This window comes from Streptomyces sp. Act143, assembly GCF_003143935.1.
In the GTDB taxonomy this organism is placed as follows: domain Bacteria; phylum Actinomycetota; class Actinomycetes; order Streptomycetales; family Streptomycetaceae; genus Streptomyces.
Genome location: NZ_QFRX01000001.1, coordinates 3,224,983 through 3,244,626 on the forward strand (window position 1 = coordinate 3,224,983; position 19,644 = coordinate 3,244,626).

20 protein-coding genes and 1 tRNA gene are annotated in these 19,644 nt (G+C 71.8%); 9 read left to right on the forward strand and 12 right to left on the reverse strand.

What is annotated here, in order from left to right; genetic code table 11:
• Positions 1–42 precede the first annotated feature (42 nt).
• Together DI272_RS14300 and DI272_RS14305 are read left to right on the forward strand one after the other, a co-directional pair.
• Entirely contained in the window at positions 43–1,869 is a 1,827-nt protein-coding gene (locus DI272_RS14300) for an HSP90 family protein (RefSeq protein WP_109495748.1), read from the forward strand.
• Positions 1,869–4,844: a tetratricopeptide repeat protein gene (locus tag DI272_RS14305; protein ID WP_109495749.1), complete on the forward strand. Its 2,976-nt coding sequence runs from the start codon at positions 1,869–1,871 to the stop codon at positions 4,842–4,844. The genes DI272_RS14300 and DI272_RS14305 overlap by 1 nt, the downstream gene beginning before the upstream one ends.
• A gap of 24 nt (positions 4,845–4,868) precedes the next feature.
• On the opposite strand, the gene DI272_RS14310 is transcribed toward DI272_RS14305, so the two are convergent.
• Positions 4,869–6,560, reverse strand: coding sequence for a DAK2 domain-containing protein (locus DI272_RS14310; RefSeq protein ID WP_109495750.1), 1,692 nt, complete (start codon positions 6,558–6,560; stop codon positions 4,869–4,871).
• Positions 6,561–6,816: 256 nt separating this feature from the next.
• Between DI272_RS14310 and rpmB the strand changes: the two genes are divergently transcribed.
• Complete coding sequence (gene rpmB, locus DI272_RS14315) at positions 6,817–7,002, forward strand: 50S ribosomal protein L28 (protein WP_003993230.1); 186 nt, start codon at positions 6,817–6,819, stop codon at positions 7,000–7,002.
• 152 nt (positions 7,003–7,154) lie between these two features.
• Here the strand turns inward: rpmB and thiD are convergent, their stop codons facing one another.
• Positions 7,155–7,952: a bifunctional hydroxymethylpyrimidine kinase/phosphomethylpyrimidine kinase gene (gene thiD, locus DI272_RS14320; protein ID WP_109495751.1), complete on the reverse strand. Its 798-nt coding sequence runs from the start codon at positions 7,950–7,952 to the stop codon at positions 7,155–7,157.
• Positions 7,949–8,914, reverse strand: coding sequence for a thiamine-phosphate kinase (locus DI272_RS14325; protein ID WP_109495752.1), 966 nt, complete (start codon positions 8,912–8,914; stop codon positions 7,949–7,951). Before DI272_RS14325 ends, thiD begins: the two co-directional genes overlap by 4 nt.
• A gap of 206 nt (positions 8,915–9,120) precedes the next feature.
• Between DI272_RS14325 and DI272_RS14330 the strand changes: the two genes are divergently transcribed.
• Positions 9,121–9,354, forward strand: a complete 234-nt coding sequence (locus DI272_RS14330) for an Lrp/AsnC family transcriptional regulator (RefSeq protein ID WP_003997603.1) — start codon at positions 9,121–9,123, stop codon at positions 9,352–9,354.
• Between the two features lie 20 nt (positions 9,355–9,374).
• On the forward strand, positions 9,375–9,857 hold the full coding sequence (locus DI272_RS14335; protein WP_109495753.1) for a DUF3515 domain-containing protein: 483 nt from the start codon (positions 9,375–9,377) through the stop codon (positions 9,855–9,857).
• Between the two features lie 25 nt (positions 9,858–9,882).
• Here the strand turns inward: DI272_RS14335 and DI272_RS14340 are convergent, their stop codons facing one another.
• Genes DI272_RS14340 through DI272_RS14350 form a run of 3 tightly spaced genes read right to left on the reverse strand, consistent with a single transcriptional unit; the run spans position 9,883 to position 12,871 of the window.
• Positions 9,883–11,040, reverse strand: a complete 1,158-nt coding sequence (locus tag DI272_RS14340; RefSeq protein WP_109495754.1) for a D-alanine--D-alanine ligase family protein — start codon at positions 11,038–11,040, stop codon at positions 9,883–9,885.
• A gap of 59 nt (positions 11,041–11,099) precedes the next feature.
• A complete protein-coding gene (locus tag DI272_RS14345) occupies positions 11,100–12,110 on the reverse strand; it encodes an NAD(P)H-dependent glycerol-3-phosphate dehydrogenase (RefSeq protein WP_109495755.1) in 1,011 nt (336 codons plus the stop codon).
• Complete coding sequence (locus tag DI272_RS14350) at positions 12,107–12,871, reverse strand: 1-acyl-sn-glycerol-3-phosphate acyltransferase (protein WP_109495756.1); 765 nt, start codon at positions 12,869–12,871, stop codon at positions 12,107–12,109. Before DI272_RS14350 ends, DI272_RS14345 begins: the two co-directional genes overlap by 4 nt.
• 156 nt (positions 12,872–13,027) lie before the next feature.
• On the opposite strand from DI272_RS14350, the gene cofC reads away from it, so the two are divergent.
• Complete coding sequence (cofC, locus tag DI272_RS14355; RefSeq protein ID WP_109495757.1) at positions 13,028–13,672, forward strand: 2-phospho-L-lactate guanylyltransferase; 645 nt, start codon at positions 13,028–13,030, stop codon at positions 13,670–13,672.
• A 9-nt stretch (positions 13,673–13,681) separates the two neighbouring features.
• A complete protein-coding gene (locus tag DI272_RS14360) occupies positions 13,682–13,873 on the forward strand; it encodes a hypothetical protein (RefSeq protein WP_109495758.1) in 192 nt (63 codons plus the stop codon).
• A gap of 79 nt (positions 13,874–13,952) precedes the next feature.
• Here the strand turns inward: DI272_RS14360 and DI272_RS14365 are convergent, their stop codons facing one another.
• The 4 genes from DI272_RS14365 to leuC all read right to left on the reverse strand — a co-directional run bounded on the left by DI272_RS14365 (position 13,953) and on the right by leuC (position 17,275).
• Positions 13,953–14,606 (reverse strand): HU family DNA-binding protein, encoded by a 654-nt coding sequence (locus DI272_RS14365; RefSeq protein WP_109495759.1) that lies wholly within the window; start codon positions 14,604–14,606, stop codon positions 13,953–13,955.
• 136 nt (positions 14,607–14,742) lie between these two features.
• Positions 14,743–14,973, reverse strand: coding sequence for a hypothetical protein (locus tag DI272_RS14370; protein ID WP_109495760.1), 231 nt, complete (start codon positions 14,971–14,973; stop codon positions 14,743–14,745).
• A gap of 277 nt (positions 14,974–15,250) precedes the next feature.
• Entirely contained in the window at positions 15,251–15,844 is a 594-nt protein-coding gene (gene leuD / locus DI272_RS14375; RefSeq protein ID WP_109495761.1) for a 3-isopropylmalate dehydratase small subunit, read from the reverse strand.
• 6 nt (positions 15,845–15,850) lie between these two features.
• Complete coding sequence (gene leuC, locus DI272_RS14380) at positions 15,851–17,275, reverse strand: 3-isopropylmalate dehydratase large subunit (RefSeq protein WP_109495762.1); 1,425 nt, start codon at positions 17,273–17,275, stop codon at positions 15,851–15,853.
• A gap of 192 nt (positions 17,276–17,467) precedes the next feature.
• On the opposite strand from leuC, the gene ndgR reads away from it, so the two are divergent.
• A complete protein-coding gene (ndgR, locus tag DI272_RS14385) occupies positions 17,468–18,184 on the forward strand; it encodes an IclR family transcriptional regulator NdgR (RefSeq protein WP_007384919.1) in 717 nt (238 codons plus the stop codon).
• Between the two features lie 75 nt (positions 18,185–18,259).
• Here the strand turns inward: ndgR and DI272_RS14390 are convergent, their stop codons facing one another.
• The gene (locus DI272_RS14390) at positions 18,260–18,778 is read right to left on the reverse strand and encodes a DUF4188 domain-containing protein (protein ID WP_109495763.1); all 519 of its coding nucleotides are present in this window, start codon (positions 18,776–18,778) and stop codon (positions 18,260–18,262) included.
• A gap of 89 nt (positions 18,779–18,867) precedes the next feature.
• On the opposite strand from DI272_RS14390, the gene DI272_RS14395 reads away from it, so the two are divergent.
• Entirely contained in the window at positions 18,868–19,512 is a 645-nt protein-coding gene (locus DI272_RS14395; protein ID WP_109495764.1) for a MerR family transcriptional regulator, read from the forward strand.
• Positions 19,513–19,582: 70 nt separating this feature from the next.
• On the opposite strand, the gene DI272_RS14400 is transcribed toward DI272_RS14395, so the two are convergent.
• Positions 19,583–19,644 (reverse strand) — tRNA-Glu (locus DI272_RS14400).

Genomic DNA, 19,644 nt, shown 5'->3' on the forward strand with positions numbered 1-19,644 from the left:
ACCCCGCGCCGTAGACCGTCCCCCGCCCACGGCGCCGTTGCGATGGACTCCCAGACCTCACAGGCATCCCAGGCTTCCCCGTCACCGCACACCTTCCAGGTCGACCTGCGCGGTCTGGTGGACCTGCTCTCCCACCACCTCTACTCCAGTCCCAAGGTCTACCTCCGCGAGCTGCTCCAGAACGCCGTGGACGCCATCACCGCCCGGCGGGCCGGACAGCCGGGCGCCCCGGCGACGGTGCGGCTGTACGCCGAGGGCGGCACCCTGCGGGTCGAGGACTCCGGTGTGGGGCTCACCGAGACGGACGTGCACGACCTGCTGGCGACCATCGGCCGCAGTTCGAAGCGGGCCGAGGGCATCCAGGAGGTGCGGTCCGACTTCCTCGGGCAGTTCGGCATCGGGCTGCTCGCCTGTTTCGTGGTGGCCGAGCGGATCCGGGTCGTCAGCCGCAGCGCCCGTACGCCGGACGCGGCACCGGTGGAGTGGACGGCGAGCGACGACGGGTCGTACACCGTGCGCACCCTGGCGCCCGAGGCCCGGCCCGAGCCCGGCACCACCGTGCACCTGACGGCGCGGGCGGGGGCCGGGGAGTGGCTGGCGCCGGAGCAGGTCCTGCGGCTCGCGCGGGACTTCGGCGCGCTGCTGCCGTACGACGTACGCGTGAACGGCGAGGCGGTCACCGATCTGCCCGCGCCCTGGGACCGGTCGTACCCCTCCCCCGCCGGCCGGAGGGTGGCCCTGGCGCGGCACTGCCACGACCTGTTCGGGTTCACTCCGCTGGACTCGATCGAGCTGAACGTGCCGCTGGCGGGCGTCCGCGGGGTGGCGTACGTCCTGCCGTCGGCGGTCAGTCCGGCGCAGCGGGCCACGCATCGCGTCCACCTCAAGGGCATGCTGCTGACCGAGCGGGCCGAACAGCTGCTGCCGGACTGGGCGTTCTTCGTGCGGTGCGTGCTCGACACCGACAGCCTGCGGCCGACGGCCTCGCGCGAGGCGCTGTACGAGGACGAGACGCTGGCCGCGGTGCGGGAGGCGCTCGGCGAGCGCGTCCGGTCCTGGCTGACCGGGCTCGCGGCCGGGGACCCGGAGCGGCTGGCGGCGTTCCTGTCGGTGCACCACCTGGGGGTGAAGGCGCTGGCGCGGCACGACGCGGAGATGCTGCGCACGATGCTGCCGTGGCTGCCGTTCGAGACGACCGACGGGCAGCTGTCCCTGGAGGAGTTCGCGCGGCGGCACCCGGTCGTGCACTTCACGCGGACCGTCGAGGAGTTCCGGCAGGTCGCGCCGATCGCGTCCGCGCAGGGCATCGGGGTGGTCAACGGCGGTTACACCTACGACGGCGACCTGGTCCAGGCGCTGCCCTCGGTGCGGCCGGGGACGGCGGTGGCGGAGCTGGACGCGGACACCGTGACCGCGCATCTGGACGCCGTCGACCCGGCGGAGGAACTGGCGCTGGCCGGCTTCCTGGCCGCCGCGCGGGCCACGCTCGACCCGCTGGGCTGCGATGTCGTGCTGCGCGCCTTCCACCCGCTCACCGTGCCCGCGCTGCACCTGGACGACCGCGCGGCCCGCCACGAGCAGGCCCGCGCCGACGCCGAGGCGCAGGCGGACGACCTGTGGGCGGGCATCCTCGGCTCGCTGCGCGGCACCGCCCCGCGCGCGCGTCTGGTGCTCAACCACCTCAACCCGCTGATCCGGCGGATCAGTTCGCTGCGCGGACCGGAACTGATCGGCACCGCCACGGAGTCCCTGTACGGGCAGGCGCTGCTGATGGCGCAGCGGCCGCTCAGGCCCGCGGACTCGGCGCTGCTGAACCGGGCCTTCATCGGCCTGCTGGAGTGGGCCACGAACGGCGAGGAGGGGCACTGATGGGGGAGATCACGGACTTCGACGCACTCCGCCGGGCGATGGCGGAGAACGGCGAGCAGCCGGAGGGTCCCGCCCGCAACGCGCGCGCGGAGCAGCTGCTGGCCGAGGCGGAGAAGCTGAACATCCCGCTCGCCGTCATCGAAGCTCTCGGGCACCAGCTGAAGGTCTACAACTACAGCTCCGAGAAGGACAAGATGTTCGTCCCGTTCGCGCGCCTGCTGCGCATGTGGGACGAGCGGCCCGAGGACTTCGACGAGTACGAGACGCACTCGCTGCACTGGGTCTTCAAGTGGATGTCGTCCGGCATGCTCGACCAGCCGCACATCCCGCTCGCCTCGATAGAGAAGTGGCTCGGCGAGATGGAGCACCGCTACCGGCTCGCCGGGCACTCCGAACGGGCGGTGCGCAGCGTCGAGTTCACCGTCGCCGCGCATGTCGGTGACATCACGCGCGCGGAGCGGGCGTTCACCGCGTGGCTGGCCGCCGACCGGGACGCCATGGCCGACTGCCACGCGTGCGAGCTGAACGGGCAGGGCTGGTGGCGGGCCGAGCAGGGCCGGGACGGCGAGGCGCTCCGGCTGTGGGCGCCGGTCCTGGAGGGCGAGTTCACCTGCGCCCACGAGCCGCACGCGGTCCTCGCGTCCTCCCTGGTGCCGCTGCTGCGCCTGAACCGCCTGGACGAGGCGCGCGCCCACCATCTGCGGGGTTTCCGGCTGGTGCGGACCATGGAGAGCATGCGCACCGCGTACGCGCTCCACGTGGAGTTCTGCGCGCTGACCGGCAACGAGGCACGCGGCCTGGAACTGCTCGCCGAGCGCCCCGCGTACTTCACGGACACCGGGCATCCGCGCAGCAAGCTGGAGTTCCTGAGCGTGGTGGCGCTGCTCATGGACCGGCTGACCGCGCTCGGCCTGGGCGACCGGCAGGTCCCGGGACCGGCGGGCCGGTCCTGGACGGCCGCCGAACTCGCCGCACACGCGCGTGCGGAGGCCCTGGAGCTGGCCGGCCGGTTCGACCTGCGCAACGGCACGACCTACGTCAGCGACCGGGCACGCACGCGTATGGCGCAGGAACCGTTGGTGGAACGGCTGCCGTTGGGCGTGCGCTCGGCCCGCCCGACGACCACGCCCATCCCCCCTCCTCCGCCCGCCGCGCCGGAGACCGGCCGCCCCGGCCTCACCGCCCTGATCGCCGAGGCCCGCCGCCTGTCGGACGGCCTCCAGCCGAACGCCGTGGAGGCGTGGGCGGAGGTCGCGCGGGCGGCGGAGGGCGTCGAACTCGACCCGCGCGATCAGGCGGAGATCGCCGACCACCGGGCGATGGACCTCGGCCCCGAGGGCATCGACCTGTTCGAGCGCGCCGCCGAGCTGTACGCGCAGGCGGGCGACCCCGGAGAGGCCCTGGCGGCGCGCACGCGTGGGGCGTTCATGCGGGCCCTCGCCGGTGACGTGGACGAGGCGCTCGCGGCGGTCGCGGGACCGTACGACGAGGCGCTCGCCCTGTACGCCGACGACGGCACCGGCGTACGGCAGACGGCGTCGGTGCTGATGGGGCGGGCGCGGATCCTGCTGCGGCGGGTGCAGGTCGCCGAGGAGGCGGGCGCCCCGGAGGCCCGGGTCCTCGCCGACGCGGAGGCCGCCGCGCGGGAGGTGCTCGCGCTGGTCGGCGGGCGGGCCGGGGACGACGTACGGCTGGGTGCGCGGGCCGCGGAGGCGCGGGCGATGCTCGCGGAGCTGGCGGCGCACGCCGGCGACCTGCCGAAGGCGGCCGGGCTGTTCGCGCGCGCGGCGGAGGGATTCGTGGCGGCGGGGCTGCCCTGGTTCGCGGTGGAGTACCAGGCCCGGCTGGCCGGGCTCGCGCACCATCTCGGCGACATCCCGCAGGCCGAGCGGGCGTTACGGGCGGCCCTGGAGCACGGCGGGCCGTACCTGGAGGCCACGGGACACGCCCAGCTGCACCTCCAGCTCGCCGAGGTGCTGGGCGGCACGGGGCAGCCGGAGGAGGCCGCCGAGCAGGCCCTGGAGGCGGCGCACTGGGCCGACGAGGCCGGGGCCGGACCGACGCTCGGCGCGTGGGCTCGGCATCTGCTCGGCGGGTTCCTGCTGCGGCAGGGCCGGTGGGCCGAGGCGGCGGAGGTGCTGGAGTCGGCGCTGCCCGACCTGAGCGTCGAGACGCACGGCGACGGCGCGGTGGTCCAGGCGCAGTGGTGGCTGGGCGACTGCCTGAGCGAGCTGGGTGAGCACCGTGAGGCCGCCGAGTACCGCCTCCGGGCCGCCGAGCTCGCCCGGGAGTGGCCCGAACAGCAGGACCACGCCACGCTGGCCCACCTGGCCGGCGAGTCCCTCGGCCAGGCGGAGCTGCCCGAGGAGGCCGATCGGGCGTACGCGCGCGCGGGTGAGCTGTGGCGCGCGCTCGGTGACGTGCACGGTCTGGTCCGCTCGCTGCGCGCCCGCGCGTGGCTGGCGCTGCGCGCGGAGGGCGGGCAGGACGAGGCCCGGGAGCTGATGGCGGAGGCGGTGCGGGAGTGCGGGGAGGCGCTGGGCGCGGACTCCGTGGACGACGAGGCCCGGCAGCGGCTGGTCGCCGAACTCGGGGACACCCACCGGCAGTACGGCGACCTGCTCGCCCGTTCGGCCGCCGAGGACGCCGAGGACGAGACGATCCAGGCCGCCCTGGAGGACGCCCTGGCCCAGATGACCGAGGCCATCGTGGTGTTCGCCTCCCTCGGCGACGGGGCCCTGCACAGCCGCACCGGCGCCGAGCTCGCCGCGGGCTGGCTGGAGGCCGACCTCAGCCGCCCGGACCGCGCGGCGGCCCGCGCGCGTGCGGTGCTGGCGGCGTACGAGGCGTACGAGGCCCGCGGGGCGAATGAGTCGTACGAGGGCCACGACGCGTACGACGGCAGCGCGCCGGACGAGACGGCACAGGCCCGGCGCGCGGAGGCGGAGCAGATGCTCCAGGTGCTGGAGGACTAGCGGCACGTCCCGAGCAGGGGGCGGCTACTCGACGCCGATGAGGAGCAGCGCGCCCTGCCGTCCGCCCCGGTACACCACCGTGTCGACGGCGAGGTACGCCTCGCGCACGCGTGCTTCGAGGTGGTCGGCGATGGACTCGGGGGCGTCGTCGCCGAGGACCAGCGTCACGAGCTCGCCGCCGGCCGACAGCATGCGGTCCAGGACGGTCTCGGCGGCGGCGGTGACGTCCGAGCCGATCACCGCGACGTCGCCGTCGATGAGGCCGAGGATGTCACCCGCCTCGCAGATGCCGGCGAGCGTCCAGGACTGGCGTTCGGCGACGGCGATCTCGGCGTAGCGGGTGGCGCCGGCGGCCGAGGTCATCGACACGACGTCCTCGTCGAAGCGGCGCTCGGGCTCGTGCACGGCGAGCGCGGCGATGCCCTGGACCGCGGAGCGCGTCGGGATCAGCGCGACCCGGATGCCCTCGGTGCGGGCCTGCTCGGCCGCGGCGGCCGCGGTGTGGCGCAGGTCGGCGTCGTTGGGCAGCAGCACGACCTCACGCGCGTGGGCCCGTCGTACGGCCTCGACGAGTTCTCCGCTCGCGGGCGGCTCCCCGGGGCGCGCGAGCACGGTGGTGGCGCCGGCCTCGGTGTAGAGCCCGGCCAGGCCCTCGCCCGGCACGACGGCGACGACGGCCCGCTGCACCCGTTCGCGCGGCGGCCGCTCGCCCCCGCGCGTGTGCACGTCACCGACCCCGAAGTGCGTGATCCGGATCCGGTACGGCCGCCCGGCCTCGACGCCCGCCTCGACGGCCGCGCCCGCGTCGTCGACGTGCACGTGCACGTTCCACAGCCCGTCGCCGCCGACGACGACCAGGGAGTCCCCGAGGGCGTCGAGCCGGGTTTTCAGCCGCGCCACGGCCGCGTCCTCGGCCTCCAGGAGGTAGATCACCTCGAAGGCGGGCCCGCCGTCCTCCGCGGGGCCGTCGGCGCACTCGTCGACGGTGGGCGCGGGCGCCGCGCCGGAAACGGCGTCCACGCGCGCGTACGCGGAAGCGACCGCCGATCCCGGCACCGCCCTCGGCGCCTCCCCCGTGAAGGTCTCCACCAGCGCCCCCAGCACCGCCACCAGCCCCCGCCCCCCGGCGTCGACCACCCCGGCCCGCTCCAGGACGGCCAGCTGCCCCGGGGTCGCCGCGAGTGCCGCCCGTGCCGCTTCGTAGGCGGCCCGCGCGACCGCCCCGCAGTCGCCCAGGCTGCCCTCGACCGCGTCGGCGGCGGCCGAGGCAACGGACAGGACCGTGCCCTCCACCGGGTGGGCCACGGCCTCGCGGGCGGAGTCGGCGGCGCGCCGCAGGGCGAGGCGGAGACCGGAGCCGTCGGTGTGAGGCGCCTCACTGTCGTCGGCGAGGACCTGCGCCATGCCGCGCAGCAGCTGGGCGAGGATCGTCCCGGAGTTCCCGCGGGCGCCTATGAGGGCGCCGTGCGCCATCGCGCGGGCGGCGTCGGCCAGGGAGGGCTTGCCGCCCTCGTCGTAGGCGGTGAACACGGCCTCGACGGCGGTCACCGTCGACTCGACCGTCAGGTACAGGTTCGTCCCGGTGTCGCCGTCGGCCACCGGATAGACATTGATCGCGTCGATCTCCTCGCGCGCCCGCCCGAGCGCCTCCAGCGCGAGACCGCACCAGGTGCGCACCGCGAGAGCATCGAAGAATGTCTGCGGCACCTGCGCCACCTGCGCCTCCTTGGACTGCTGGACGTGGACGCAGCGTAGACCCCGGAAAGGTGTCCGCCGGAAGAGGGCCGGGAGCAGGGCCCTGAGCAGCCATGGTAGTTTCGTTCTACTGGCGCAGTCGTTGTATGCTGCTCCGGTTGCCCGATCCGATCGGGCCATTCCCCTGGCAGCGCCACTCAGATCTCTGATCCTACGATCTCGATCCCGGCTTGCCGGGATTCAACCGTAAGTGCATCTGAAGTCTTTGGAGTGACCCGTGGCTGCCAACTGCGACGTCTGCGGCAAGGGGCCGGGCTTCGGCAACAACATCTCGCACTCGCACCGCCGTACGTCCCGTCGCTGGAACCCGAACATCCAGCGCGTCCGTACTGTGGTCGGCGGGACGCCGAAGCGCGTGAACGCTTGCACCTCGTGCATCAAGGCCGGCAAGGTCTCGCGCTGACGCACAGCTAAGCGCGCGGCCACTGCTGGTTCGCTGCACAGAGCCGGTCCACCTCGGTGGACCGGCTTTTTGCCGTACCCGGAAGACGGCCCGGAAGACGGCCCAGAAGACGGTCGGGGCACTGCCCGGAATACACCCCGGGAGGACGACGCCTACCGGAACCGCCATCCATGATCGACCGGCCCGATCCCGCCGCCGAGTGCGAACCCGGCCCTGATCGCCCCGGTGACGTACTCCTTGGCCGCCGCGACCGCCTCCGGCACGGACCGCCCCTTGGCGAGTTCCGAGGCGATCGCGGACGCGAGCGTGCAGCCGGTGCCGTGCGTGTGCCGGTTGTCGTACCGCGGCGCCCGCAGCCAGTGCTCCTCGGACCCGTCGGTCAGCAGATCGACCGCGTCCCCGGTGAGGTGACCGCCCTTGATGAGCACCCACCGCGGGCCGTACGCCAGCACGGCCTCGGCGGCCCGCCGCAGGTCCTCCTCGGACTCCGCCCGCACCCCCGCCAGTTGCGCCACCTCGTCGAGGTTCGGGGTCGCCACGGTCGCCGCCGGGAGCAGCCGCGTGCGCACCGACTCCAGCGCGGACGCGGCCAGCAACGAGTCGCCGTGCTTGGACACGCCGACCGGGTCGACGACCGCGGGGGCGTCCGTCGCGGCGAGCAACTCGGCCACCTCCTCCACCAGTTCGGCCGAGGCCAGCATGCCGGTCTTCACGGCCTGTACGCCGATGTCGTCGACGACGCTGCGGTACTGGGCCCGCACCGCCTCCACGGGCAGCGGCCAAGCCCCTTGCACGCCCAGGGAGTTCTGCGCGGTGACGGCCGCGACGACGCTCATGCCGTGCACGCCGAGCGCGAGCATCGTCTTCAAGTCGGCCTGGATTCCGGCACCTCCGCCGGAGTCGGAGCCGGCGACCGTGAGGACCCTGGGCGGCGCGCCCGAAGACGTCACGACTCGATGTCCCCGAAGTGGTCCCAGCCGCCCTTGCTCGTCCAGGGCGCCCCGTCGACCGTCACCTGGGGCAGCGCCGAGGGGTTGAGGACCTCGCCGATGACCTTCCAGCGGGCCGGGAGCTTCACGTCCGGCGGGAAGGTCGCCACGATCGCGTGGTCCTCTCCCCCGCTCAGCACCCACTGCATGGGGTCGACGCCGACGGCCTGACCGATGTCGTTCATCTGGGAGGGGATGTCGATCGCGCCGGAGCGGATGTCGATGCGGACCTTACTGGCCTCGGCGATGTGCCCGAGATCGGCGATCAGCCCGTCGCTCACGTCGCACATGGCCGTCGCGCCCAGGCCGGCCGCCGCCGGTCCCGCGTGATACGGCGGCTCGGGGCGCCGGTGCGCCTCCACGAAGGCCCGCGGCGAGCGGAAACCCCGGGAGAGCACCGCATACCCGGCCGCGGACCAGCCCAGCCAGCCGGTCACCGCGACGAGGTCGCCGGGCTGCGCGCCGGCCCGCGTGACGGGCTCCTGGTTGCGCAGATCGCCGAGCGCGGTGATGGACACCATGATCGTGTCCCCGCGTACGACGTCCCCGCCCACCACCGACGCGCCCGCCACCTGGCACTCGTCCCTGAGCCCGTCCATGAGCTCGGACGGCCACGTCACCGGGAGTTCGGCCGGGACGACCAGCCCGAGCAGCAGAGCCGTCGGTACGGCGCCCATGGCGGCGATGTCCGCGAGGTTCTGCGCGGCGGCCTTGCGGCCCACGTCGTAGGCGGTGGACCAGTCCCGGCGGAAGTGCCGCCCCTCCAGGAGGATGTCGGTGCTCGCCACGACCCGGCGGTCGGGAGCGGCCACCACCGCGGCGTCGTCGCCGGGGCCGACCCGGACCGCCGGCGTGGTGGTGAGACGGGAGGTGAGCTCCCTGATGAGCCCGAACTCCCCGAGCTCACCAACAGTGCCCTTCATCGACCTTTCGCCCCTTCTGTCCCTTGCCGTGCCCGGTCGCGCGTGACCAGTGTCCTCGATACGGTCGAGGTGACCGTCAACTTCTGTCGTCCCTGCACCCCGGCGCGGGCGTCCACGTCCCCACAGGTCTCCCCGCGGCGAGCGGCGACGCGATACCGTGGCGTTCCTTTTCCCCACATGATCCTCGTGGCCGCCCTGGAGGTTCCGTGGTACAGGCGTACATCCTGATCCAGACGGAGGTCGGCAAAGCGTCGACCGTCGCCGAGACGATCAGCAAGATTCCTGGAGTGATCCAGGCCGAGGACGTGACAGGACCTTATGACGTGATCGTGCGAGCGCAGGCCGACACCGTGGACGACCTGGGTCGGATGGTGGTCGCGAAGGTCCAGCAAGTGGACGGCATCACGCGCACCCTGACCTGCCCGGTCGTCCATCTGTAGCCCCCGTCTACCCTTGGCCGGTGAACTCTTTCCGTCACCGGCTCATCGGTCTTCCCGCCCTCGCCCTGCTGATCACCGCCGCGGGCTGCTCATCTGCAGACGACAGCGCGTCGGCGGCGGTTCCCTCGCCGGGCACGAAGGTCACGAAGCTCTGCCAGGAGCTGGACCGGGAGCTGCCGTCGGAGGTCGACGGCCAGGACCGCCGTGACCCCGAGCCCGCTTCCGAGCTGACGGCGGGCTGGGGCGACCCGGCGATCATACTGCGGTGCGGTGTCGCCAAACCCGCGAAGATGACCGATCCGGAGGCCGACGGTGCCGAGGTCAACGGGGTCGGGTGGCTGCTGGAGAAGCAGGGCGACGGGGCGTTCCGGTTCACCACGACCCTGCGCACCGCGTATGTCGAGGTGACGATCCCGAAGAACCGCACCGACGACGGCGCCGCGGCCCTGGTGGACCTGGCCGCGCCCATCAAGAAGGCGATCCCCGAAGGGATCGCCGACTAGAGCAGCACCGGGGACCGGCGCGGGGTCAGCGCAGGCCGGTCGACCTGCGCAACGCCGCCTGGACCAGCCGGTCCACCAGCTCCGCGTAGCCGATCCCGCTCGCCTGCCACATCTGCGGGTACATCGAGATCGGCGTGAAGCCGGGCATCGTGTTGATCTCGTTGATCACGAACTCGCCGTCCTCGGTGAGGAAGAAGTCCGCGCGGACCAGCCCTTCGCAGGAGGCCGCGTCGAAGGCGTCCACGGCGAGCCGCCGCACCTCGGCGGTCTCCTCCGGCGTCAGCGGCGCCGGCACGATCCCCGGGGTGGAGTCGATGTACTTGGCCTCGAAGTCGTAGTACGCGTGCGCGTCCGGCGGCGGGATCTCGGCCGGGACCGAGGCACGCGGGCCGTCCTCGAACTCCAGGACGCCGCACTCGATCTCGCGGCCGCGCAGCGCCGCCTCGACGAGGATCTTCGGGTCGTGCCGCTGGGCCTCCTCGATCGCCTCGTCGAGCCCGGACAGGTCGTCGACCTTGGTGATGCCGATCGACGAACCCGCGCGCGCGGGCTTCACGAACAGCGGCCAGCCGTGCTCACCGGCGAAGTCGACGATCTTCTTGCGCGCGGCGGAGGTGTCCTGCTCCCACTCACGCGGCCGGATCACCACGTACGGGCCGACCTTGAGCCCGAAGGAGGTGAACACCCGCTTCATGTACTCCTTGTCCTGGCCGACGGCCGAGGCGAGCACGCCCGAGCCGACGTACGGGACACCGGAGAGCTCCAGCAGGCCCTGGAGGGTGCCGTCCTCGCCGTAGGGGCCGTGCAGGACGGGGAAGACGACGTCGACCTCGCCGAGCGCCTTGGGCACCGATCCCGGTTCGCTGTACACGACTTCGCGGTTCGCGGGGTCCACGGGGAGCACCACGCCGCCCTCGTGCGACTCGGCCAGCTCGTCGACGTTGGGCGTACGGCGCTCGGTGATCGCCATGCGGTCCGGCTCGTCGGCGGTGAGCGCCCAACGGCCGTCCTGGGTGATGCCGATCGGCAGGACGTCGTACTTGGTCCGGTCGATGGCCTTCAGGACGGCGCCGGCGGTGACCACGGAGATCCCGTGTTCGGAGCTGCGCCCGCCGAACACGACGGCCACGCGCGGCTTGCGAGACGGCTGCTCAGGGCTCTGGGGGAGGTTCTCGGTGCTCATATCGCGTTGAGAGTACCCGTTGGTAGAGCCCCGATACAGCGTGCCTCCACCCGCGTCGCTCAGCGTCGTTCGGGCTTCGCGCTGCGCGACATCAGCTCCTTGACGGCGACCACCGGAGGCTTGCCCTCGTGCACGATCGCGACCACCGTCTCGGTGATCGGCATGTCGACGCCGTGCCTGCGGGCCAGATCCAGCACGGACTCACAGGACTTGACGCCCTCGGCGGTCTGCTTGGTGACCGCGATGGTCTCCTGGAGGGTCATGCCCTTGCCGAGGTTGGTGCCGAAGGTGTGGTTGCGCGAGAGCGGCGAGGAACAGGTCGCCACCAGGTCGCCGAGACCGGCGAGTCCGGCGAACGTGAGCGGATCGGCGCCGAGCGCCACCCCGAGCCGCGCGGTCTCGGCGAGGCCGCGCGTGATGAGCGAGCCCTTGGCGTTGTCGCCGAGCCCCATGCCGTCCGCGATGCCGACGGCGAGCCCGATGACGTTCTTCACCGCGCCGCCGAGCTCGCAACCGACCACGTCCGTCTCGGTGTACGGCCTGAAGTACGGGGTGTGGCAGGCGGACTGGAGCTTCTGGGCGACCGCCTCGTCCCGGCACGCGACCACCGCGGCGGCCGGCATCCGGGCGGCGATCTCGCGCGCCAGGTTGGGTCCGGTGACCACGGCGATGCGGTTCCGTCCCACCTTGGCGACGTCCTCGATCACCTCGCTCATCCGCATCGCGGAGCCGAGTTCGACGCCCTTCATCAACGACACGAGGACGGTGTCCGGCGCGAGCAGCGGCACCCACTCGGCGAGGTTCCCGCGCAACGTCTGCGAGGGGACGGCGAGGACGGTGAAGTCGGCGTCGCGCGCGGCCTCGGCGGCGTCCGTCGTCGCCCGCAGGTTCACCGGGAGTTCGACGCCGGGGAGGTAGTCCGGGTTGGTACGCGTGGAGTTGACCGCGTCCGCGAGTTCGGCGCGGCGGCCCCACAGCGTGACCTCGCAGCCCGCGTCGGCGAGGACCATGCCGAAGGCGGTGCCCCACGATCCGGTACCGAAGACAGCCGCCTTGACGGGCTTGCTCACTTGGCGCTCTCCTCCTCGTGGCCGGCCTCGGCCTGGCTCCGTCGGCGCTGCTCGATCCGCTCCTGGCGCGGGTCGTAGGGCGTGGCGGGCGCCTTCTCACCGCGGATCTGCTCCAGCTGGTGGGTGATGGCGGCCATGATGACCTCGGTGGCCTCCTTCAGGAGTTCCGGGGTCATCTCCTTGTCGTAGAACGCCGACAGGTCCACGGGCGGGCCGGCGAGCACCTGCGAGGTCTTGCGCGGACGGAGGTTGGGCTTCTTGGCGTACGGCGGCAGCAGCTCGTTGGCGCCCCACTGCGCGACCGGGATCACCGGGCACTTGGTCTGCAGGGCCACCCGCGCGGCACCGGTCTTGCCGGTCATCGGCCACTGGGCGGGGTCCCGGGTGATGGTGCCCTCGGGGTAGAACGCGACGCACTCGCCGCGCTCCACGGCGTCGATCGCGGCCCGGAAGGCGCTCAGCGCGTCCGTGGTCTCGCGGTAGACGGGGATCTGACCGGTGCCGCGCATGAAGGCACCGACGAATCCCTTCTTGAAAAGTCCGCTCTTCGCGAGGAATCGCGGAACGCGGCCGGTGTTGTACTGAAAGTGCGCGTACGCGAAGGGATCGATGTGCGAATTGTGGTTCACCGCGGTGATAAATCCGCCATCAGCCGGAATGTTCTCCATTCCGCGCCAGTCCCGCTTGATCAGAACCACCAGCGGCGGTTTGGCGATCACCGCTGCCAAGCGGTACCAGAAGCCGATTCTGCGGCGGGGCACGCGGACACCTTCCTCTAGGGGCCTTCAGGGCCGCACAAGTGTCGCCCCAGGCCGCCGGTCTGTCGAGAACACCGTACGCCCCGCTGCGACGACCGCCAGATGGCCGAGGTGACGGCTGAGTGACAATGACCGCGACAAGAGAGGGACGGAACGCCTGTGCAGTGGACCTTGGTCATACCCCTGAAACCCCTGGAGCGGGCCAAGAGCAGGCTCTCGGACACCGCGGCGGACGGGCTGCGCCCGGGGCTCGCCCTGGCGTTCGCGCAGGACACGGTGGCGGCCGCGCTGGCCTGTCCCGTGGTCGGGGATGTGGCAGTCGTCACGGACGACGCCCTGGCCGGCCGCGAGCTGGCCGCCCTGGGGGCCCGGATCGTCCCCGACGAGCCGCGAGGCGGTCTGAACGCGGCGCTGGCGTACGGGGCGGGGGCCGTACGGGCAGCGCGCCCCGAAAGCGCACTGGCAGCCCTGAACGCCGATCTGCCGGCCCTGCGCCCCCTGGAATTGGCGCGGGTCCTGGACGCGGCCGCGGAATTCCCGCGCGCTTTTCTGCCGGACGCGGCCGAGATCGGCACGACGCTGCTGGCGGTCCGCGCGGGTCAGGAATTGCGCCCGGCTTTCGGAACGGATTCCCGGGCCAGGCATCGGGCCTCGGGGGCGGCGGAGCTGGAGCTCGCCGGGGTGGATTCGGTACGGCAGGACGTGGACACCGGGGACGACCTGCGGGCGGCGCTGGCACTGGGGGTGGGGCCCCGCACGACGGCGGTGGCGGCACAGCTCCTGGGGCCGGTGCCCGGGCACTAGGCTGCGACCATGCAGGCCACCGCATTCACCTACGACGACCGAACCCGGACCGGCAGCGTGCTGCTCGACGACGGCACCCCCCTCCCCTTCGAGGCGCCGGCGTTCGACGCGGGCGGGCTGAGGCTGCTGCGGCCCGGGCAGCGGGTGCGGATCGAGCTGGAGGACAGCAAGATCACCCTCGTCACCCTGCAGACCTTCTGACCTCGCTCAACGCCGAGAACGCGCCGCGGGCCGGACTCCACAACGGAGTCCGGCCCGGCGCGTGAGTACCGCTGCGCCCTTACCTCTTGCGGGCGGTGGTCTTCTTGGCGGTGGTCTTGCGGGCCGTCGACTTCTTGGCGGGGGCCTTCTTGGCCGTCGCCTTCTTCGCCGGGGCCTTCTTGGCCGTCGCCTTCTTGGCGGTGGTCTTCTTCGCGGCGGCGGTGGTCTTGGCGGCGCCCGTGGTCTTCTTGGCCGTCGTCTTCTTCGCCGTGGTCTTCTTCGCGGCCGCCGTGGTCTTCTTGGCGGTCGTCTTCTTCGCCGTGGTCTTCTTCGCGGCGGCGGTGGTCTTGGCGGTGGTGGCCTTCTTGGCGGCCGCCTTCTTGACCGTGGCGGAAGCACCGCCGGTCAGGCTGCCCTTGGGGGCCTTCTTGACCGCGACGTCGTTCTTCGGGAGCTTCTTCGTGCCGCTCACCAGGTCCTTGAAGCCCTGGCCCGCGCGGAACCGCGGGACGGAGGTCTTCTTGACCCGAACCCGCTCGCCCGTCTGGGGGTTGCGGGCGTACCGGGCCGGGCGGTCGACCTTCTCGAACGAACCGAAGCCGGTGACCGAGACCCGGTCCCCCGCCACGGTCGCGCGGACGATGGCGTCCAGGACCGCGTCGACCGCGTCGGCGGCCTGCTGACGGCCACCGACCTTGTCGGCAATCGCTTCTACGAGCTGCGCCTTGTTCACGTCTTCCCCTCGGAGACATCGCCCGAACGAAACTGTTCAGGCTTTTTCGCACGTTAGGCAGATATATACCGCAAATCAAACACGAAACGGGCTTATCACCCTTGTGCCGCAACGGGTTCGGCTGTCTCGGACTTGTTCAGCGGTCCTCTTCGGGGAATCGACCCGCGTCGAGGTCCGCCGTGAAGGCCTCCAGACGCCTTGCCGCATCGGCGAGATCGTGCTTGGCCGCGGCCGTAATGACCAGCAGCTTCCGGGTCAGCGCCATCCGTACGCCCTCCGGGACTTGCAGTGCGCGCACTGTTGTGTGCGCTTCCTTGAGTTGGTCCGCGACTGCCGCATAGAGCTCGAGTTGGCCGTCGTGTTCCATGCACAGATTGTGCCATCTGGGGCGAGTTGTCGCCCGCTCAGGGTGCAACTGCCGCCTCAAACAGCCTTCCGGGCGCGCGCCGAAGCCACCGCCACAACATTCGCGTACCCCTGCAACACCCCGTCTAACGTGGGAAGTTGAGAAGCGTTTCGGGCACGCGCAGGGCCGATCGGGTGCAGACACGGCTGTACCCCCGATCGGGCTGATCGGGGGTACAGCGGGGGGTGTTCGGTGGCCGAAACTCGACCTGTTCAGTTGCGTCGCGACCGCCTCGTGGTCAGACCTCGAGCGTCCGCGGCTTGAACGAGGGCCGCTTGGTCTCGTACGCGGCGATGTCGGCCTCGTTCTGGAGGGTGATGGAGATGTCGTCCAGCCCGTTCAGCAGCCGCCAGCGGGAGTTCTCGTCCAGCTCGAAGCTCGCGGTGATGCCCTCGGCGCGCACCTCGCGGCTCTCCAGGTCGACCGTGACCTCGGCCTCGGGGTCGGCCTCGGTCAGCTCCCAGAGCGCGTCCACGATCTTCTGGTCCAGAACGACCGTGAGCAGGCCGTTCTTGAGCGAGTTGCCGCGGAAGATGTCGGCGAACCGGGAGGAGATGACGGCCTTGAAGCCGTAGTTCTGCAGCGCCCACACGGCGTGCTCACGGGAGGAGCCGGTGCCGAAGTCGGGGCCGGCGACCAGGACCGTGGCGCCCTTGCGCTCGGGCTGGTTGAGGATGAACGTCTCGTCCTTGCGCCAGGCCTCGAACAGCCCGTCCTCGAACCCGTCCCGCGTGACCTTCTTGAGCCAGTGAGCAGGGATGATCTGGTCGGTGTCGACGTTGCTGCGGCGCAGCGGGACGGCCCGGCCGGTGTGGGTGGTGAATGCTTCCATGACTGATCAGACTCCAGCGGCGACAGGGGCGTCGGACAGGTCGGCGGGCGAGGCCAGGTGGCCCAGCACGGCGGTCGCGGCGGCGACCTGCGGCGAGACCAGGTGCGTACGGCCGCCCTTGCCCTGCCGTCCCTCGAAGTTGCGGTTGGAGGTGGACGCGGAGCGCTCACCGGGCGCCAGCTGGTCCGGGTTCATGCCCAGACACATCGAGCAGCCCGCGTGCCGCCATTCGGCGCCGGCCTCCTTGAAGACGACGTCCAGGCCCTCGGACACGGCCTGCAGACCGACCCGCGCGGAGCCCGGGACCACCAGCATCCGTACCCCGTCGGCGACTTTGCGGCCCTTGAGGAGCTCGGCGGCGGCGCGCAGGTCCTCGATACGGCCGTTGGTGCACGAACCTACGAAGACGGTGTCCACCTTGATGGAGCGCAGCGGCTGGCCGGCCTCCAACCCCATGTACTCCAGGGCCTTTTCGGCGGCGAGGCGCTCCGAAGCGTCTTCGTACGAAGCGGGATCGGGGACGTCCGCCGAAAGCGGCGCGCCCTGGCCGGGGTTGGTGCCCCAGGTGACGAACGGCGACAGTTCGGCGGCCTCGATGACGACCTCGGCGTCGAACTCGGCGTCCTCGTCCGTCTTCAGGGTCTTCCAGTACGCGACGGCCGCGTCCCAGTCCTCGCCCTTGGGGGCGTGCGGACGGCCCTCCAGGTAGTCGAAGGTGGTCTGGTCGGGGGCGATCATGCCCGCGCGGGCGCCGGCCTCGATCGACATGTTGCAGATCGTCATCCGGGCCTCCATCGAGAGCTTCTCGATGGCGGAGCCGCGGTACTCCAGGACGTAGCCCTGGCCGCCGCCGGTGCCGATCCTGGCGATGATCGCCAGGATCAGGTCCTTGGCGGTGACGCCCTCGGGCAGTTCGCCGTTGACCGTGATGGCCATGGTCTTCGGGCGCACCAGCGGCAGCGTCTGGGTGGCCAGCACGTGCTCCACCTGGGAGGTGCCGATGCCGAACGCCAGGCCGCCGAAGGCGCCGTGCGTGGAGGTGTGGGAGTCGCCGCAGACGACCGTCATGCCGGGCTGGGTCAGACCCAGCTGTGGGCCGACGACATGCACGACGCCCTGCTCGACGTCGCCCAGCGGGTGCAGCCGCACCCCGAACTCGGCGGCGTTCTTGCGCAGCGTCTCCAGCTGGACCCGGGAGACCGGGTCGGCGATGGGCTTGTCGATGTCGAGGGTGGGGGTGTTGTGGTCCTCGGTGGCGATGGTCAGGTCGAGGCGGCGCACCTGGCGACCGCTCTTGCGGAGGCCGTCGAAGGCCTGCGGGCTGGTCACCTCGTGCAGCAGATGCAGATCGATGAAGAGGAGGTCGGGCTCGCCCTCGGCGCGCCGGACGACGTGGTCGTCCCAGACCTTCTCCGCGAGTGTCCTACCCATCGCTTTCCCTCCGGCCGGCAAAAGGTGCGCCGGCCCAACTAGAGATCTTCCGGAAGCGGCGCCCGCACCCCTGGATTCCCGGGCAGCCGCCGCCAGGCCCGTTTGGTCCGCGGGCCGCTGTGCATCCAAGGGTTGCGCGTCTCACGAAAAAAGGAACTTGCGTTTCACAGAGTGAGACGTGAGTATCGTTTCATGGACAACAGTAGCGGCGTCGGCGTTCTGGACAAGGCAGCCCTTGTCCTCAGCGCCCTGGAGTCCGGTCCGGCCACCCTCGCGGGGCTTGTGGCGGCCACCGGACTGGCAAGACCCACGGCCCACCGGCTGGCCGTGGCTTTGGAACACCACCGTATGGTGGCGCGCGACATGCAGGGCCGTTTCATTCTCGGCCCGCGCCTCGCGGAACTGGCCGCGGCGGCCGGCGAGGACCGCCTCCTCGCCACGGCGGGCCCGGTCCTGACCCACCTCAGGGACATCACGGGCGAGAGCGCCCAGCTCTACCGACGCCAGGGTGACATGCGCATCTGCGTCGCCGCGGCGGAGCGCCTGTCCGGCCTGCGGGACACCGTCCCGGTCGGCTCGACGCTCACGATGAAGGCCGGCTCCTCCGCCCAGATCCTGATGGCCTGGGAGGAGCCGGAGCGCCTGCACCGCGGCCTCCAGGGCGCCCGCTTCACGGCGACGGCCCTCTCGGGCGTCCGGCGCCGCGGCTGGGCCCAGTCGATCGGCGAGCGGGAGCCGGGCGTCGCCTCCGTCTCCGCGCCCGTACGCGGTCCGTCCAACCGGGTCGTGGCCGCCGTGTCGGTCTCCGGCCCCATCGAGCGCCTGACCCGCCACCCGGGCCGTATGCACGCCCAGGCCGTCATCGACGCCGCGGCCCGCCTCTCCGAGGCCCTGCGCCGCACGGGCTGACCCCGGACCGGGACATCGACGAAGGGGCCTGCCTCAACGCCGCGGCAGGCCCCTTCGTTCCCCCGGTCCCCCGTGTCAGCCGGCCTTCTCGGCCGCCTTCGCCGACCGGTGCGCGAACCGGTCCTTGGCGTACCGCCCCCGCCGCTCCAGCGGCACCTGTCCGTGCGCCGCGGCGAGCCCGAACGCGGGCATGTCCCCGTAGATCGCCTCGTACGACCCCTCGGGCACCACATAGGCCTCGTGCCAGATCCCCACATGCCCCTTCACCTTGCCGTCCCGCTCCTTGCGGTTGAGGAGGGCCCAGATGCGGTGGTGGAGCATCTCCGGCGAGTGGGCGTAGGCGTAGAGCTTCTCCTTGGACTCCCAGTACTGGACGATGTAGTACGTCCGCGGCGACGCCGTCAGCATCACCTTGCCCAGCAGCCCCCGGCTCGGGTCCTTGGCGAGCTCCGCCAGCATGCGGAACATCGACAGCATCACCAGCCCCCACTGGTGCACCGCCCAGAAGTGGTTGATGCGCATCCCGATGAGCAGGACCACCACGTCCCCCTCGGCATCGGCGGTCGTACGGCCCGGCACCGGCTTCACGAACACGGCTCCCCCATGGCTCCCTCGTCGGATAGCGGCACTATCCTTCTGAATGGTGCTTGGATAGTGGCACTCCCCAAGGAAAGGCGCAAGGCATGCGGCTGGCTGAACTGAGCGAGCGCAGTGGGGTGTCCACCGCGACGATCAAGTACTACCTGCGCGAAGGGCTGTTGGCGCCCGGCCGCCAGATCAACGCGACCACGGCCGAGTACGACGAGGAGCATCTGCGCCGGCTGAAGCTGATCCGCGCGATGATCCAGGTCGGCCGGGTGCCGGTGGCGACGGTCAAGGAGGTGCTGGGGCACGTCGACGACGACTCCCTGCCGCGCGCGATGCGCCTGGGCGCGGCGGTGTGGGCCCTGCCGCAGGTGCCGGAGCCGGCCGAGGACGACGAGTTCGTCCAGGGCGCCCGGGTCGCGATGGAGGGGCTGCTCAAGGCGCTGGGGTGGTCCAACGCCCAGGCCATGACATCCGTCTCGCCCTCCTTCCGCTCCCTGGTGGTGGCGGCGGCGGCGCTGCGCCGGCTCGGCTACGAATGGAGTCCCGAGACCCTGGTGCCGTACGCCCGGCTGATGCACCAAGTGGCCGAGCTGGACATGGAGTTCATGGAGTCGCATGTCTCGGAGGCCGAGAAGGCGGAGGTGGCGGTGCTGGGTGTGGTGCTCGTCGAGCCGATGCTGCAGGCGCTGCACCGGCTGGCCCAGGAGGAGGAGTCGACGCGGCGGTACGGCTTCGAGTAGGCCGCCGGACGCCGGTCCACCGGCAACGGCGAAGGCCCCCCACCGAAGTGGAGGGCCTTCCTCTACGTACCCCCGACCGGATTCGAACCGGCGCTACCGCCTTGAGAGGGCGGCGTGCTAGGCCGCTACACA